This window comes from Spirochaetia bacterium (assembly GCA_022482625.1).
GTDB lineage: Bacteria > Spirochaetota > Spirochaetia > Sphaerochaetales > Sphaerochaetaceae > Pleomorphochaeta.
The window spans coordinates 1-15,309 of the sequence record JAKVOU010000001.1 but is presented as its reverse complement, the minus strand read 5'-3'; the positions used below and the strand labels follow the sequence as shown (position 1 = coordinate 15,309).

Here is a 15,309-nt window from a genome sequence, read left to right as displayed (position 1 = left end):
CAAGACCGGATAAGATGTCGAATACATTATTTATCAGAGAGCGCGCGCAATCGTAGTGACGCCGCCAGATATGATAGACAAGTGTATTGGATAGCTTATCCGGTCTTTTTTTTGTGAGGTACTTTAAAATCAACTTATTAACTGACAACATTAAAAGTTTATTTACTAAATATTTATTGGCATCGATGGGTAGTTCGCTCGTTATGTCAATCTATAGTCTTGTAGACACACTTGCAGTAGGACAATCAGAAGGTCCTGCAGGTGCAGCTGCAATGGCGATTATTATGCCCATTTATGAGATACAAGTCTTTCTCGCTATCCTTTGCGGAATAGGTGGATCAATATTAATGAGTAATGCAAAAGGAGGAAAAAAAGATCAAAGAGGTAATGAATATTTTACTGCAGCAATTATTCTAATGAGTATGTTAACAATTCTCTCTTGGATAGGTTTTATAATATTTTCCAAACAGATATTATTTTTTTTAGGGGCAAATGAAAAATCTTTACCAATGGTAATGAAATATGCAAAATGGCTAATTCGTTTTTGGCCTATATTTATTTTCCCCGCTTTTTTAAGTGCATTCATCCGTAATGATGGTGCTCCAAATTTGGCGATGTCTGCAGTCATTGTAGGGGGACTTATCAATGTCTTTGGTGATTGGTTTTTTGTATTTCCGTTGGGAATGGGAATTGAAGGCGCTGCAATAGCAACCGTGATTGGAACATCAGCGCAAGCCATCATCATGAGTAGTCACTTCCTGCAGAAAAGCTGTGGGTTAAGGCTAAAGAAACCATTCAGCATGTCCAAGGCTACTAGAGACATTCTTTTGATTGGTCTCGGTTCAAGTTTGCTTGATCTAGGAACTGTAGTACTAGCTGTCATCATAAATAATCAAATCATGCGATACAGTGATTCTGTGGCACTTGCTGTTTATGGAGTGATTGCAAGTATTTCGTCTTTAATACAAGCCCTTTATTGTGGTGTGGGACAAGCCATTCAACCAATTGTTTCATTAAATTATGGTGCAAATAAGCGAGAACGTATTCGTACTATATACAACATGTCCATGTTACTAGTTATTGTCATAGGTCTATTGCTTGCGGGACTTGGGCAACTTTTCCCCATTCAGATTATGAAACTATTTATGGCCACTACTCCACGTGTTCTCGAAATGGCACCTAAAATCATTCGAATTTATTCTAGTATATATTTATTCCTTGGCATCAATGTACTGTCAACTTATTATTTACAATCGACTATGCAAGATATGGCATCTATGCTTATTGCTGTTTTCAGGAGCCTTGCAAGTGGAATGCTTTTGTTCGTATTACCAATTTTCTTAGGCATAAATGGTGTTTGGATTGCTATACCTGTTTCAGAATTCTTTATAATGGCTTTTTCGTTAGTCTATATTCGAAAGCATACAGTGAAGATTAAACTTTAGAGGTTTTTGCAAAACTCACGAATGCCTGAATAAATATTCACGGATGATGCATATCCATGCAGAAGCCATGCCTGACAGCTGCAGGGGATGGAAACCGGCCGCATCACGTAGCCTTCATGGCCTGCCGCAGGCCTGCGCGCACACGCAGGACGGACGCCCTCCCGGGTGCCTGCACTCTGCCATCATTTCCATTCCTTCCTGCTATGCGCTCTTCTTCCTTGCCGCCTGCTGCCGTGCTTCCAGCACCTTGCCCATCCGCTTGACGGTCAGCAGCAGCACCGCAAGCCGCAGGTCGAAACGTGCCCTCGGCCCCCGGCCGTACAGCGCCTTCGGCAGGAAACACTCCTTCAGCTCGCTGTTGGTACGCTCCACCGTGGTCCGTGCCCGGTACCTGGCGCGTCCCGCAGGGTCCATCTCCTCCTTGGCCCCGTTGCGGTCGGCCTTGAAGTCGATGAGCGGCACCCTGCCCATGGCAAGCACCCTGTCCCTGATCGCCCCGCTGCTGTAGCCACCGTCCATGAGGGCATACAGCCAGGTGCACCGCCCTGCGGCGATGCGCAGCAGGGGGATCGCCGGCTGCGTGTCATGCACGCACGCCCCCGTCACCGCACTGGCCACCGGGATGCCGCTGTCGTCCACTGCCAGGTGTACCTTGTAGCCCACGCGCCACTGCATGTGCCCCCTGCTGTTCCGCTTCCCCGTGACCGTGCACCGCTGTTCCAGCGTGGCCAGGTAGGCATGGGGGTCCCCGCTGTCGCGCAGCTGCACCAGGCGTGCCTCCTGCCCCTTCCTTTCCTGCACCGCCTTCTCCTCTGCGCTGCCGGCCTTCGGGCGGCCCCTCCGGCCCTTCTGCCGCTTCGCCCTCACCGCAGGCTTCTCCCGTGCATCCACGGGCGTGCTGTCAAGGCTCAGGTGGCACACCGTCCTGCCTGCATAGAACTGCCTGCACAGCCGGTCATGGATCCCCCGGAAGTCCATCTCCTCCAGCAGCCGTGACGTCCGCCTGCTCACCGACGACGGGCTGGGTACCCGCCCCAGCTGTGTCACCGTCCTCAGGTTCGGGCTCGACTGCAGCAGGGCAACCGCAGCCGTGACGGTGTCCAGGCGGAAGAAGAGCAGCACCGCACGCACCGCCAGTATGTCCATCAGGCTGTAGCCCCTGCGCCCGGTACGCCCTCCCGCAGGCCGTGAAAGCCGCGTGGGGACCAGGGCAACCAGTGCCTGCCAGTAGCGCAGGAACTCCACCTCCTTCGGGGTGGGCTCAAGGAAGAAGCAGCCGCACAGGTCCTGCCGGTCGAAGAGGAGGGGTTGCAGTGAAAGGCGGTTCGGTGTACTATCCATGGTAAAGGCTCCTTTTATTCTTTTTTACAATCAAAGTATATCAAAAGCGAGCCTTTTTTCATACCCTAAAAAGAATTGTTTTTCAAGAAAAAGATGACGGTACACCTGTCCTTTGCCGTACGGGGCGGGGCTGTCCTCCCGGCACCATGGCATGCCGGTGCAGCCTTCCCCTCAGTTTCTCCCCTTTCTTTCCCTTCCGGGCACAGGCCGGGAATCCTGCTGAGAAAACTGCATATTTATGCACACTGACCCATCAGTTTCGAGTTTTGCAAAAACCTCTTTAAATATATAATTATAATGATTAGATCAAAACCGATATTTTTTTCATTATCGATTTTGATTCTTGAAAAATGATCTAAACTATAATCATCCGGACAGCTTACCCATTTTCCCTCAGTCAAAGAAGTTTGCAGTTGGATCCATGAAGCAGGTGGCAAGGCAATCCTTGCCCATCCCGGCAAAGTTATCAAGACAAAATCGATAGATGCCTTCACTGCCATCATCCGAGAATTGCTTTCTGAAGGAATTGAAGGAACCGAATGCTTCTACCCCTCACATACTCCGGAAATAACAGCCACACGCCTGCAATTGTGCGGGGAATATGACTTGATCATAACAAGCAGTTCCGATTGCCACAGAATATTCCAAAGACGAAACCATCGGCCAATTGAAGACAAATGAGAATGCTGTAAATATAGCAGGATGCCTGTCTTGTTACTTCACTTCAACAAAGTAATTCAGCCTTCATCAAAAATCAACGGCATATATTTTTTCTATAAAACAATCAATTGAAATTGTATGAATTCTTACAAAATATTCTTTGAGCATTGACGAATCCAATCCAAAATAACATGGCTCTTCCTGCGAGTGAGGATAAGCCATTGTATAAATTTTTTTGCTTGTCTTTTCATAAGACCTTTCCTTTTCACTATTAAAAATAACGAAAAGGACCAATTTACTTGATACTATTTGCTGTGAATCACCATTTTTCCATGACATCAGCAATTGTGCTACAGAATCAAACGCTTTTTGTTGGATTACTTTATTAGGAATATTACACCTTGGTTGATCTTTGAATTCAAAAAGGTATATTTTATCATCTTTTTCAAAATACGCATCACAGGAATTTAAAGCTTCGTCACCTCTGAGTCCAGAAAGAGTCTCTGCTAATTTATCAAAATCATAAACCTCAGTTCCAGAATCAAGCAGGGACTCCATAGAAGCAGTATTCAGGGAGGTTTGTGCCAACAATGATTTATAGTTGCATAAAGGACAAAAACCCTTAGTAAAATTTTTTCCCATTCTATAATTCCTCTAGGGGCCTATATAGCTGTTGATAGATCAATTCAGTTTCGTTAGTGACATCTTTTGTGTGATATTGATCATTCCCGCTGTTTTTTTCCATAAGATAAAAAGCTCTTGATACTCCTTGATATTCAGTATCTGAAAGCACCTTTTCAATTGCACGTATAAAATAAGGACTGTGCGATATCAAGAGAGCTTTCACATGTAACAGATGGTTTAAACCAATGATAAGTTTTGCAAATGACAACTGCCATTCAGGATGAAGGTTCATTTCGGGCTCATCAATGATAAGCAGACTATCCCGGGAAAGTGTGCCATTTTCAATTAACTGTTCAATCATTGCAAAGGGAAGAATTCCTGATGCCATATTACATAATTCTAATTTTTCAGAAGAATGCTCATTCTCAACAAAATTAAAGTCTATTCCATTTTCTTGGCTAACGAATTTTCCATGTATGACACTGTCAATTAACTGGTGAAATTTAGTTACGGCCTCAAGGTTCTCATTATAGGTTTCAAGAGTTATATCCTGATCTGCAAATAGATTCTTTCTCCTAAGTTGCTTAGCAAGTGAATCATCAGTATACAAATTTCTTCCAAGAAGAGAATCACGGTCTGTTGAAAAAAATACTACCTCACCCAATTTTCCAGTTGCAGAATAATCTAGAGAATCAATTCTATCATTGGTCAAACGTACGCTGATACCATCATCGAATTTAATTTCTCCCGGATGCTTACAATCAAAAGAAACGATTTGATTTTCAAATAAATTTCTGAATTGTTGGAAATAAATCAAACTTGCATATTCTTCATCTGCTTTTTCCCAATACAAACCAATCCTATCAATTGTCTCTCGAGTACGCTTATTTTCTTCAAAAGACTCAGGAGAAAAAGAATCGCTATCAGCTGAAAGACAAATTTCTACAAGCTTAGCTTGTGTCAATTCAAGATCTTCACAACCTAAGTCAATTTTTTCCTTAACATAGTTCTTAACCCACCGCATGACTCTATTCATAAGCAAAATTGTACTTCTATTTTGCTGAGAAGAAAGTTTTCCTGCATAACTGAAACGAAACCATTCCCGTACAGATGCAAGTATACTTGTCAGTCGTTTCTCCATTATATGATCTTCAAAATTATATACTGGAGATAAAATGCCATAAATCGCTTTTGCTAAAGAGGTCTTTCCTGAGCCGTTTTGTCCTGCAATTACTGTAATTCCATCCAGTGCAAGTTCTGCAGTTTGAATTTTCCCAATATCTGATATTTGAACTTTCATAATCAACACCTATCAATTTAGTAAATAACACGATTTATACTACTATCTTGATGCTACTTGATTCTTTTGTTTTTGGTCAAGGAGCAACATCCTATCAGGACATACGTATTAATGGAAAAAAATCAATTCCTTTTATTACAATAAAATATTTGTTTAGTTATCTTCGTCCAAAGGAGTTGCTGCCCGTTGAATATCCTAACGGAAGTAGCCAGCGATGCTTTTACTATCTGATATAATAGTAACAATATCATTAGATATTTTTCAATTAAGCAAAGAACAATACCAAAACTATTTTCAACCTATGCAGATATGCCAGCATAATCGTTGTTTTTAATTTGCACCGTTCATCAATAGTTGTTCAGATATCCTTGAGTTTTTTTCAGACTTGCAAAAATTCATTATAACATACGACTTTATTTGAGGAAGCGTGCCGCCTCAGCATATGACCTGAACAAATCCATGCTGGCGTCAGTAAGCCCGAAGGTCTGTCTGACCAGTTCAAGTTCCTGCAGTACATCGGTATGTGAAACCGTCATATTGTCTGCACAGACAGCTACCTTGACCCCATGGTCAAGCAGGAATCGAATAGGATGTTCAGCAATGGAAGCAACTGACTTGGTATGGTAGTTGCTCGTTACGCAGACTTCCAGCGTTATTTCTTCCCTGATAAGCGTATCTATGATGTCTGGATACCGTGCCGCTATGATACCATGTCCGATCCTGTCCGGCCTGAGACTCAAGGCATCCCTGAGACTTTGGGGATCATCCACCTCTCCTGCATGTATGGTCAAGCCAAGCCCGCTGGCCTTCGCGCACTGAAGTTCCTTCATGAACTCAGAAGTAGGATACAAGGATTCTGCTCCGGCAAGGTCAAGCGCGCATACTACATCATCCTGCAGCTTCTGGGCAACACGTACCGTTTCCATGTTCTCGGCATGGTTGTCACGGCCACGCATCATACAAAGGATCAATCCTACACGTATGGAAGGGTATTGACTCATGGCCTGTCGCACACCACGCTCCGCTGCCTGGACAATCGCCTGTTGTGAAGCACCCTTTCCCGTATGCAGCTGAGGAGCAAACCGTATCTCTGCATAGTCAAGTCCCAGATGTACAAGATCTTCTACCAACTCAAAGGAAACCCGCTCCAAGGCATCATGGTCCTGCAGTACCTTAAGCGGCAGTTCAAAACGCTCAAGACAGGCCTCAAGACTCGGACAGTTCTCCGGCACCCTAAGCAGATCGGTAACCTTATCCAATCCAGGAGACTTTGTCCCAAGAAATTCATCAACAGTGGCAGGTCTCAGCGAACCATCAAGATGCAGATGAAGTTCACAGTTCATCAGGCAACCTCCCCTTCTTCTTCCCTTGGCTTTTCCTCCGAGTCGAGGCACAGAACCACGTATAGACAATGACAATGGTCAAATAAGGTACCATTTTCACAAACTGCAGGGGAATATCCGTCGATTGCAGATAATTCGACATGCTGGCACAGAAACCGAACAACAAGGAAACCAGCAGCCCGATGACAGCATTGCTGCCTGCTATGGCTTGGGTCGCCAAGGCCGTATAGCCACGTCCTGCGGTCATGCCGGATGAAAACAGTCCTACATATCCCATCGAAAGGAAAGCTCCGCCCATTGCAGAAAGGATTCCTGACAAGCCAAGTGCTATGTACTTGATACCTACGGTATCGATCCCCACGGACCTGGCAGCCCCTTCGTTCTCACCGGTTGCGATGATATGCAACCCCAGACGTGTATACTTGAACATGACCCAGATCAGGATAACACAGATAAGCGCAGTATATGTCAGCAAGTTATGTCCTGACAGGATAGTTCCCAACACGGGAATATGATCAAGGAACGGGATGTCAATATCAGGTATCTTCAAGGAATGCAAACTGGTAGAAGCACCCTTTTCACCAGTGATGAGATACAGCATGAAAATGGTACCTCCCGAAGCAAGGGTATTGAGCGCAATACCTGATATAATGATGTTCGACTTGAGGTTTATGGCAAAGAAAGCAAGGATCAGGCTCATAAGCAGCCCCGCTCCCATAGCCGCAAGCAATCCTAGGAATGCGCTCTGGGTAAACGCACTGACAACAACACCGACAAAGGCTCCCATCAGCATCATCCCCTCCAATGCTATATTGCTGCAATGGGCGGCGGAAGAAATGATTGCGCCCAGCGTAGCAAACAATACAGGTGTGGCACTGCGCAGGACTGCATAGTAGAAATCAGGTTTCATCAATGTATGTAATATGGTACTCAATATGCTCATGTGATGCTCCTATTTGACAGCCAGCGCCTGACGTGATTCCATGTGCTGCTTCATGCCGGCAAGGAAACTTTCCGCAGTCACGAAAAGGATGATGATGGCTTGGATTACGGCAACCAATTCATTCTGTACATCGCTGCGCCGTGACATCAAATCTGCACCTATGCGAAGATATGCCAAGAAAAATGCCGACAAGGGAATGTTCTTGGGATTGTTGCGAGCCAGTATGGTCACGATGACTCCGTCCCATACATAGGAAGGTGAATCTGCCCAGATAAAGCGGGTAAACATGCCAAGCTGCTCAGTTGCCCCACCAATGCCACAGATGGCACCGCCGATGACCTGTGCAAGTATGATGGTCATGCCGGTATTGATTCCTGCATGCTTGGCGAAGGTAAGATTTGAGCCGCAAGCCTTGATCTTATATCCCAAGGTGGAACGTTCCATGATAAGATAGGAAAGGACTACAATTCCTAACGCAACCAGTAACCCCCAATGCAGTCTCGTGCCGGAAAGCATGTTTCCAAGTCCTGCGGACTTGTCGTATTTCAAAGAAGCAAAGGTACCGGCATTGCGATCGGCAAGGAATGTATTTATGATAAACACGCCGAAGGCATCAAAGACAAAGTTGAGCATCAGGGACGTTACCAATTCATTGGCTCCGTACCGCACTTTCAAGATGGCAGGTATGGCACCGATGGCAGCTCCGACGATCCCTGCGGCAACTATGATGAAAAGAGGATGGATGACGGGAGGCAGATGTACGAAAACAGCCAAGGCTGCCGTGGTAACACCACCAAGATACAAGGAAGCATCGCCGATCAAGGAAAAATTGCCGGATTTGAAGATCATAGCCAAGGCACAGCCCGTGAACATCAGAGGAATGGCGCTTTGCACGATATCGAAGAAATGCCGCTTCGTCAAAAACGGACCTATGAACAAGTTGAATAATGCCGTACCAGGTTCCTTGCTGACTGCAAAGATGATGACAACCGTAATTGCCACGGCTATCAACATGGCAACGACAACCCTGATGATATCAAACAGACCGTTTACTGATAGTCTACGCTTATCCATTGTACGCTTTCCTTATATGTGCAGGATTATCTTCCTTCACGCCTAGCATATAGAGACCAAGTTCTTCCTCTGTACTCTCACTGACGTTCTCGATATAGGCCACTATGCGTCCCTCATGCATGACAAGGATGACATCACTCATGGATCTTATTTCGCTCAAGTCCGCAGAGATAAGCAATATTGCCTTACCCTCGCTCCTGCTGCCGATGATCTTCTTCCTGATGAACTCAATCGAACCGACATCTATGCCCCTTGTAGGCTGGTTAAGGATGATGAAATCAGGATCTGAAGTATATTCCCTACCGACGACCAGCTTCTGGATGTTTCCACCGGACAATTCTGTAACATGCTGTTGGGTATGGTCATATTTTACCTGGAACTCATCCAGGACATGTTTGGAAAACTCAGTAATTTTCTTCCTGTGGTACAAATGATGTGACTGGAGTGTTCCACTGTCGTAGCTCTTTGATATCAGGTTATCTTCCAGGGACAGACGGGGGGCAGTTCCAATGAGCATACGGTCTTCGGAGACATGTGAAAGCTTAAGATCCTGACGACGGCGAATCGAAGCATGGGAAATATCCGTTCCGTTGAACATCATGATGCCCTTGTCTTGTTTCAAGGAACCTACGATCAACTCTGCAAGTTCCGATTGTCCGTTGCCATCGATTCCGGCAATGCCCACGATTTCTCCAGCATGGACACTGAACGAAACTTCATTGACACGAAGCTTGCCGAAATGATCGGTATAGCAAAGACCCTGCGCAGAAAAAACTACCTTTCCGGCTTTAACGGGCGGCTTTTCAATATCAAGGTTGACCTCCCGCCCTACAAGCAGGGTGGATATTTGCTTCTCACTGAGGCTGCTGACATCATAGGTACCCATGGCATGTCCATCACGAAGTACCGTAAGCCTGTCACATAGCTGTTTTACTTCATTGAGTTTGTGGGAAATAAAAAGAATGGTAATGCCATGGCTTTTCAAAAGTTTCAACTGTTCAAACAGTTCAAGGGTTTCCTGAGGAGTCAAGACGGCCGTCGGTTCATCAAGGATCAGAATCCGGGCTCCCCTGTACAGGGCCTTGAGTATTTCCAGCTTCTGCATCATTGCCAGTGAAATATCCCTGACACGTTCCTCTGCGACTACATTGAGCTGATATTTCTTGCTCAACGACTTGGTCACGTCGACAGCCTTGCGCCTGTCGATGAAATATTTCCCCTTCATCGGTTCGTCGCCAAGGATCAGGTTTTCCGCTACAGTAAGCGAAGGCACCAGCTTGAAATGCTGGTGCACCATACCAAGCCCTGCCTTGATGGCATCCCTTGAGCTGGAAAAGGTCACGGCATGTCCGTCAACTTCGATGGTCCCTTTAGTGGGAACAAGCAACCCATAGAGGATATTCATCAAAGTAGACTTGCCTGCGCCGTTTTCACCTATGAGAGCATGGATCTCCCCCTTTCTGACTTCCAGGTTGATATCCCGGTTGGCGACAACGCCACCGGGATAGACCATAGTGATGTGCTTGACTGCCAGAGCAGTTTGAGAATCCATGGCTCCCCTCCCAAGGTTATTGGGCACTGTTGATGATTGCTTTAAGCTTGTCGAATTCCATGCCGTAAGCGGTATTGACCTTGACCTTACCTTCGATCAAAGACTTCTTGGCATCAGCTACTTGTTGCTTGACCGTAGCCGGAACTTCTGATTCATAGATGGAGTTCATGGCAAGTCCGACAGCATCACTGGAAAGCCCCTGGGTTTCGGAATGACCATACGGCAATGTCCCTGCCAGATCTTGGCTGATACTGTTGTAGATTGACATTCCGACATTCTTCAGGGCAGAGGAAATGATATATTTTGCATTGGAATTGTCAGCATAGGCAGCAGCTTGGTCAGAATCGACACCGATAATGTACTTCTGGCTGTCAAAGGCAGCTTCGATAGCCCCCACAGATGCAGGTCCGGCAGCAACAAATACGATGTCAGCACCATTGGAATACTGTGTAAGTGCAAGTTCCTTTGCCGTAGCTGAGTCAACATAGGAACCGACATATGAAACCAATACCTTGATGTTGGGGTCAATGAACTTGGCACCTTCTACATAACCGACAGCACTATCGTTGATAACCGCAGCATTTTCCTTTGCTCCTATGAAACCGATGGTAGCCTGCGGGTTACACTCTGGCATATCAGATTTCGTAACACCTGCGGCAAGGACGCCTGCAAGGAAACCTGCCTGGTTCTGTCTGTAGCTGATCGAATACACATTCGAATAATCTCCGGCACTATAATCCACGGATGTATCGAAAAGAATAAATTTCTTGTCAGGATATTGCGGAGCAACATCCTGGATGACCTGGGCCATTTCCCATAGACCGGTGACAATGATATCCGTACCGCTGTCGGCCACATCAAGGACGGCACTTTCGTACTTAGACTTGTCCGTTCCCATTTCAACAGTATTTATTGCAACTTTATCACCAAGCTTTGACTTGATCATATTGACGCCTGCGAGTGCAGAATCGTTGAATGCCTTGTCCCCGAAGGATCCCGTCACCAGCAATGTGACTTTAAGTTTACCGTCATCGGCGTTTTTCTTCGTCTCGTTGTTTCCTTGTGCGAAAACGGGAGCCAATGTCAGCATGAGTCCGAGCATGACTACAAGAAATCTTCTCATCTTTTTCTCCTAGTAAAAGAATATCAATACATATGTACACCGGACAGATTTGCTATGAGTTCAAAGTATTCCTTTTCATTCAACCGCCGGTTAAACGAGCTTTTGACTTCATTTGCCTTGGCTGCATGGTCACGAAGCAACGCAATGACAGTCGCAACAAAGTATGCCGCAGGTTCACGATAAGCACGTCCGGTATCTTTGGTTTTGAAGTCACTGCCATGTATATGGCCCTCAAATCCCGAAATACCGATTTCGACCGTAGGATAAATCTGTGACAAGTCGCCCATATCACCGCTTGCAAAGCCATGTGTTCCTTCTGCAATCCTCGGAGCAACACAGGTTTTCTCAATCTGCTGCTTGACTACCGCTGTCAGTGCTGAGTCCTGGAACAATGGCAGATAACCCATGCTATCTGCAATCTCGACCTTTGCACCAATGGCAAGGGCACCGGCCTTCAGGCAATTATCGACCTTCTGGTTCGTCTCTTTGATTACTTCCAGGGTCTTTCCCCTGACATAGAGTTCCAGGACGGTTTTTTCTGGAATGCTATTGATGGTAAGCCCGCCGTTGGAAAGAATGTAATGTACTCTGATCGCATCTTCTTCCCGAAAGGTTTCCCTTTGGAAATTTATGGCAGTCATGGCAAGATCTGCTGCATTGAGGGCATTGATGCCTCCTGCAGGATTCGAACCGGCATGGGCGCCCTTGCCGATGAACGTCGCCTTCTTGTACATAAACCCATTGAGGGTTGACCCGACTTCCGCATCCCAGCGATCCTGGTCAATGCCCATGGTATGGCAGGAAAGAATCAGATCCGCAGATTTGAAGATGCCTTCATGAATCAACTCCCGTTTACCTGAAGCAAAGCTGACAACTCCCTTCTTGATCAGATCGTTACGATAGGCAAGGTCACAATATTCCTCAGCAGGCGTGACCACAAGTCTCACACGACCAGACAGGGATGCCAAGACACCGGAACGGTGCAAGTATAGAAAAACAGCCAGCATTATGCCCAGCTGCGCATAATGTCCACAAGTATGTGCTGCCGAAGTTTCTTTTTCCGCATAGGGATGTCCGAGAGTAGGAACCGCATCGAGCTCACAGACTAGTGTTATTTCCGGACCTGGAAATCCACCGTCGATAACGGCAGTCAAACCTGTATACGCTGCTTCAGTCCAATGAATCCCTTCATCATCCAGTAATTGTTTAACCTTGGCACTGGTCCGAAATTCCCTGTATCCAAGTTCAGGATGTCTGAAGACATCCTCACCAAAGTCAATCATCTTCTTGACAATGCAATCAAACAATGCGTCCATAAGGCCTCTTTAAGTCATGCTATATTGTCACGAGACTGCCACTGAAACAGATATATTTCTACTAAACATGTGTTTTTATCAATTTCGTTTTACAGGTGAGTATAATCGTTCCTATATAAAATTAGTTTACATCTACAAACTTGTATAAGTTTAGATATTATTCAGATATATCTTTTATCATACTTCTCAACTCGGAAAACAAACTATGTCCCGGAACCAAGCAAGCAGTAAACTTGCAGCATACCATTGCCATTCCGCAAACATACAGGACACATGTTTTCATTTGACCGAAACTGACAACTATTGTTCCCTCAAGTAATCTGCCAGCATTTTTGACACTTCGTGAAAAACCTCTTCTTTGGAAATCTCAGAGGGAAAAAACAGCAGTCTTTCCACTGTTTCCTTCAGTATACGGTGTAAGAGGTATGTTACGGCAGCTGTATTTGCAATGGCAATCTTATCTTTGAATTTTTCAAAGAACACAGCAGACACTGCTGTGGCATATTTCTTTTCCAAGTTCATTTGATTCTTCGCTACTGATGCATCAGAAAGTGAAAACAGCAGAATCTGACGATGGAAAATCTCAAAATCGCAGATACTGGCATCTAGAGTTTCCAGAACCATTACTATGGCATTTTCGAGAGAATCGGAAACATCTATCTTTTTTTCAATCGTTTCGAGAAACCGATGATAGATCTCATCACGGTAAAGCCCTCTGGCCGCAAAGAAGATATCCTGCTTGTTCGCAAAATAGGAATAGAGTATGCCGATTGAAACCCCTGCTTCCCGGGCGATCAACCTGATACTCACTGAATTATAGTCCATTGTCTTGAATAATCGGAATGCAGAGGCAATGATCCTTTCTTTTTTCTGTATTGATCTCTTCTGCACTGGATTCTTTACCGAATGCCCGGATCTGCTGGCATTCGGTATCTGTGATTCTTTTGTCATACTCTGACAGTATAAGTTTCTGCAAGGAAAAACAAGAACACAGTTCATGTTTTCTTGACATTCAGTACTTGCCAATTTAAAACATGAACATTGTTCATGTTTTTAGTCATCAAAATCATAGCTTAGGAGATCAGGTCATGAATAAACAGGCAAATACACGCTGGTTCAAGAATCAGACATATAACTTTGAAGTATTGAGGACTTTAGGAGAAAGTACATTCAATGGGGCTGAAGTCGGTGAAGTTCTGTCTGCCCTATCAGGAATAAAGGACGGTGATGACGAAGCCTGGTATCAGGGGTGGCACAGAGTCGCGGCCATGGTTGAAACCAGGGCAAAGGCTCTTTGTAATCCTGTCAGCTATGGGAAAGCCATGCTACGTGCATCCAATTACTACCGTACGGCGGAGTTTTTCCTGAACCCAAAGGATGAACGCCGATTACCGACATTTGATAAGAGCGTCAATACTTTCGATGATGGTCTTGGCCATCTGGGTATCAACTATGAAATATTCTCTATCCCTTACGAGTCAAAGCAACTGAAAGCTGTCTATTTCCCCGGTGGCACAGATGCAGGCTCCAAGCCGTTGATTGTTGCTCACGGTGGCTATGATTCAACGCTGGAGGAACTTTACTCCCTTGTTGCTGCTGCGGCTTTGCAACGAGGTTACGCTGCTCTCATTTTTGAGGGCCCAGGACAGGGCTCGGCAATACGTAAGTACGGCATGCGGTTCACTCCGGAATGGGAAAAACCGACAGGTGCGGTTCTGGATGAATTTATCGGAAAATTCGGAAAACCTAAGAAAATAGTACTGGTCGGCGCCAGCATGGGTGGCTATCTTGCCCCTCGGGCAGCTGCTTTCGAAAAGCGAATCGACGGTGTCGTTGCTTTCGATGTCTGTTATGACTTCCAGGAAGCGGCCATGAGAAAAACCCCTGTTTTTGTAAGAAAATTGTACAGAAAAGGACATACCGGTCTTGTCGATTTCCTTTTGAAATCGGCAATGAAATCCAGACCAGGTGTACAATGGGGAGTACAGAATGCAAAATGGACGATGGGTGCAAAAAGCCCATCGGACCTGCTGAGTATCTTCAAGCAATACAATCTGAGGGATACTGCAAAACTGATTACCTGCGATGTTTTTATTGCCGCTGGAGAAAAAGATCATCATTTCCCCCTGGAACAGATCTCCTCATTCAAGTCAGCCCTGACAAATGCCCGTAGCGTAACTACCCGCATATTTACTGAACAGGAAGGCGGACAGGAACATTGCCAGATGGGTGCAATCAGTGTGTTTCACGAGGCCCTTTTTGAATGGATAGAGAAAACATTCAACACATGAGCAGCCATGCATATTACTTAGTGAGTGCCCTTTCCTCAGTGTCTATAATTTGAAGCTTACGAAAAATGGTTACAAATAGGTTTTGCTATTGACTTTTTTTTTCCTTTTCTGTATGGTCTGAAAACGTCGATTCGGTAATACGAAAAGACAAACAGACGGGACCGTAACTCAGTGGGAGAGTGCTACCTTGACATGGTAGAAGTCGTTGGTTCAAACCCAATCGGGCCCATAGATGGCATGTATCATTTTTGATACATGTTTTTTTTCTTTGTATCAAGTTCAGAAACAAGTCGTTAT

Annotated in this window: 13 protein-coding genes and 1 tRNA gene; 4 read left to right on the top strand and 10 right to left on the bottom strand. The window is 45.3% G+C overall.

Annotated elements, in window-relative coordinates:
- The first annotated feature begins 86 nt into the window (after positions 1 to 86).
- A complete protein-coding gene (locus LKE40_00070) occupies positions 87 to 1,445 on the top strand; it encodes a multidrug transporter MatE (GenBank protein MCH3915893.1) in 1,359 nt (452 codons plus the stop codon).
- Positions 1,446 to 1,646: 201 nt separating this feature from the next.
- Here the strand turns inward: LKE40_00070 and LKE40_00065 are convergent, their stop codons facing one another.
- Positions 1,647 to 2,786 carry a transposase gene (locus tag LKE40_00065; protein MCH3915892.1) on the bottom strand — a complete coding sequence of 380 codons (1,140 nt, stop codon included), beginning with the start codon at positions 2,784 to 2,786 and terminating at the stop codon, positions 1,647 to 1,649.
- A gap of 93 nt (positions 2,787 to 2,879) precedes the next feature.
- Here LKE40_00065 and LKE40_00060 point away from each other — a divergent pair, with 93 nt between their 5' ends.
- Complete coding sequence (locus tag LKE40_00060) at positions 2,880 to 3,035, top strand: hypothetical protein (protein ID MCH3915891.1); 156 nt, start codon at positions 2,880 to 2,882, stop codon at positions 3,033 to 3,035.
- A 498-nt stretch (positions 3,036 to 3,533) separates the two neighbouring features.
- Here the strand turns inward: LKE40_00060 and LKE40_00055 are convergent, their stop codons facing one another.
- The 9 genes from LKE40_00055 to LKE40_00015 form a co-directional block, all read right to left on the bottom strand.
- The gene (locus LKE40_00055; GenBank protein MCH3915890.1) at positions 3,534 to 4,088 is read right to left on the bottom strand and encodes a hypothetical protein; all 555 of its coding nucleotides are present in this window, start codon (positions 4,086 to 4,088) and stop codon (positions 3,534 to 3,536) included.
- Position 4,089: 1 nt separating this feature from the next.
- Positions 4,090 to 5,370, bottom strand: a complete 1,281-nt coding sequence (locus LKE40_00050) for an ATP-binding protein (GenBank protein MCH3915889.1) — start codon at positions 5,368 to 5,370, stop codon at positions 4,090 to 4,092.
- 413 nt (positions 5,371 to 5,783) lie between these two features.
- Positions 5,784 to 6,713: an adenosine deaminase gene (gene add / locus LKE40_00045; protein MCH3915888.1), complete on the bottom strand. Its 930-nt coding sequence runs from the start codon at positions 6,711 to 6,713 to the stop codon at positions 5,784 to 5,786.
- Positions 6,703 to 7,656: an ABC transporter permease gene (locus tag LKE40_00040; GenBank protein ID MCH3915887.1), complete on the bottom strand. Its 954-nt coding sequence runs from the start codon at positions 7,654 to 7,656 to the stop codon at positions 6,703 to 6,705. Before LKE40_00040 ends, add begins: the two co-directional genes overlap by 11 nt.
- Positions 7,657 to 7,665: 9 nt before the next feature.
- The gene (locus LKE40_00035; protein MCH3915886.1) at positions 7,666 to 8,730 is read right to left on the bottom strand and encodes an ABC transporter permease; all 1,065 of its coding nucleotides are present in this window, start codon (positions 8,728 to 8,730) and stop codon (positions 7,666 to 7,668) included.
- Complete coding sequence (locus tag LKE40_00030) at positions 8,723 to 10,282, bottom strand: ABC transporter ATP-binding protein (GenBank protein MCH3915885.1); 1,560 nt, start codon at positions 10,280 to 10,282, stop codon at positions 8,723 to 8,725. The genes LKE40_00035 and LKE40_00030 overlap by 8 nt, the downstream gene beginning before the upstream one ends.
- Before the next feature lie 16 nt (positions 10,283 to 10,298).
- Positions 10,299 to 11,405 (bottom strand): BMP family ABC transporter substrate-binding protein, encoded by a 1,107-nt coding sequence (locus LKE40_00025; protein MCH3915884.1) that lies wholly within the window; start codon positions 11,403 to 11,405, stop codon positions 10,299 to 10,301.
- Positions 11,406 to 11,428: 23 nt separating this feature from the next.
- Entirely contained in the window at positions 11,429 to 12,721 is a 1,293-nt protein-coding gene (locus LKE40_00020; protein ID MCH3915883.1) for an amidohydrolase, read from the bottom strand.
- A gap of 300 nt (positions 12,722 to 13,021) precedes the next feature.
- Positions 13,022 to 13,672 carry a TetR/AcrR family transcriptional regulator gene (locus LKE40_00015; protein ID MCH3915882.1) on the bottom strand — a complete coding sequence of 217 codons (651 nt, stop codon included), beginning with the start codon at positions 13,670 to 13,672 and terminating at the stop codon, positions 13,022 to 13,024.
- Positions 13,673 to 13,809: 137 nt separating this feature from the next.
- On the opposite strand from LKE40_00015, the gene LKE40_00010 reads away from it, so the two are divergent.
- Together LKE40_00010 and LKE40_00005 are read left to right on the top strand one after the other, a co-directional pair.
- On the top strand, positions 13,810 to 15,012 hold the full coding sequence (locus tag LKE40_00010) for an alpha/beta hydrolase (GenBank protein ID MCH3915881.1): 1,203 nt from the start codon (positions 13,810 to 13,812) through the stop codon (positions 15,010 to 15,012).
- 157 nt (positions 15,013 to 15,169) lie between these two features.
- Positions 15,170 to 15,241 (top strand) — tRNA-Val (locus LKE40_00005).
- The last annotated feature ends 68 nt before the right edge of the window (positions 15,242 to 15,309 follow it).

Coding starts and splice junctions, on each gene's coding strand:
- LKE40_00065 (MCH3915892.1), bottom strand. CDS start 2,786: ATGGATAGTACACCGAACCGCCTTTCACTGCAACCCCTCCTCTTCGAC.
- LKE40_00060 (MCH3915891.1), top strand. CDS start 2,880: ATGACGGTACACCTGTCCTTTGCCGTACGGGGCGGGGCTGTCCTCCCG.
- LKE40_00055 (MCH3915890.1), bottom strand. CDS start 4,088: ATGGGAAAAAATTTTACTAAGGGTTTTTGTCCTTTATGCAACTATAAA.
- LKE40_00050 (MCH3915889.1), bottom strand. CDS start 5,370: ATGAAAGTTCAAATATCAGATATTGGGAAAATTCAAACTGCAGAACTT.
- add (MCH3915888.1), bottom strand. CDS start 6,713: ATGAACTGTGAACTTCATCTGCATCTTGATGGTTCGCTGAGACCTGCC.
- LKE40_00040 (MCH3915887.1), bottom strand. CDS start 7,656: ATGAGCATATTGAGTACCATATTACATACATTGATGAAACCTGATTTC.
- LKE40_00035 (MCH3915886.1), bottom strand. CDS start 8,730: ATGGATAAGCGTAGACTATCAGTAAACGGTCTGTTTGATATCATCAGG.
- LKE40_00030 (MCH3915885.1), bottom strand. CDS start 10,282: ATGGATTCTCAAACTGCTCTGGCAGTCAAGCACATCACTATGGTCTAT.
- LKE40_00025 (MCH3915884.1), bottom strand. CDS start 11,405: ATGAGAAGATTTCTTGTAGTCATGCTCGGACTCATGCTGACATTGGCT.
- LKE40_00020 (MCH3915883.1), bottom strand. CDS start 12,721: ATGGACGCATTGTTTGATTGCATTGTCAAGAAGATGATTGACTTTGGT.
- LKE40_00015 (MCH3915882.1), bottom strand. CDS start 13,672: ATGACAAAAGAATCACAGATACCGAATGCCAGCAGATCCGGGCATTCG.
- LKE40_00010 (MCH3915881.1), top strand. CDS start 13,810: ATGAATAAACAGGCAAATACACGCTGGTTCAAGAATCAGACATATAAC.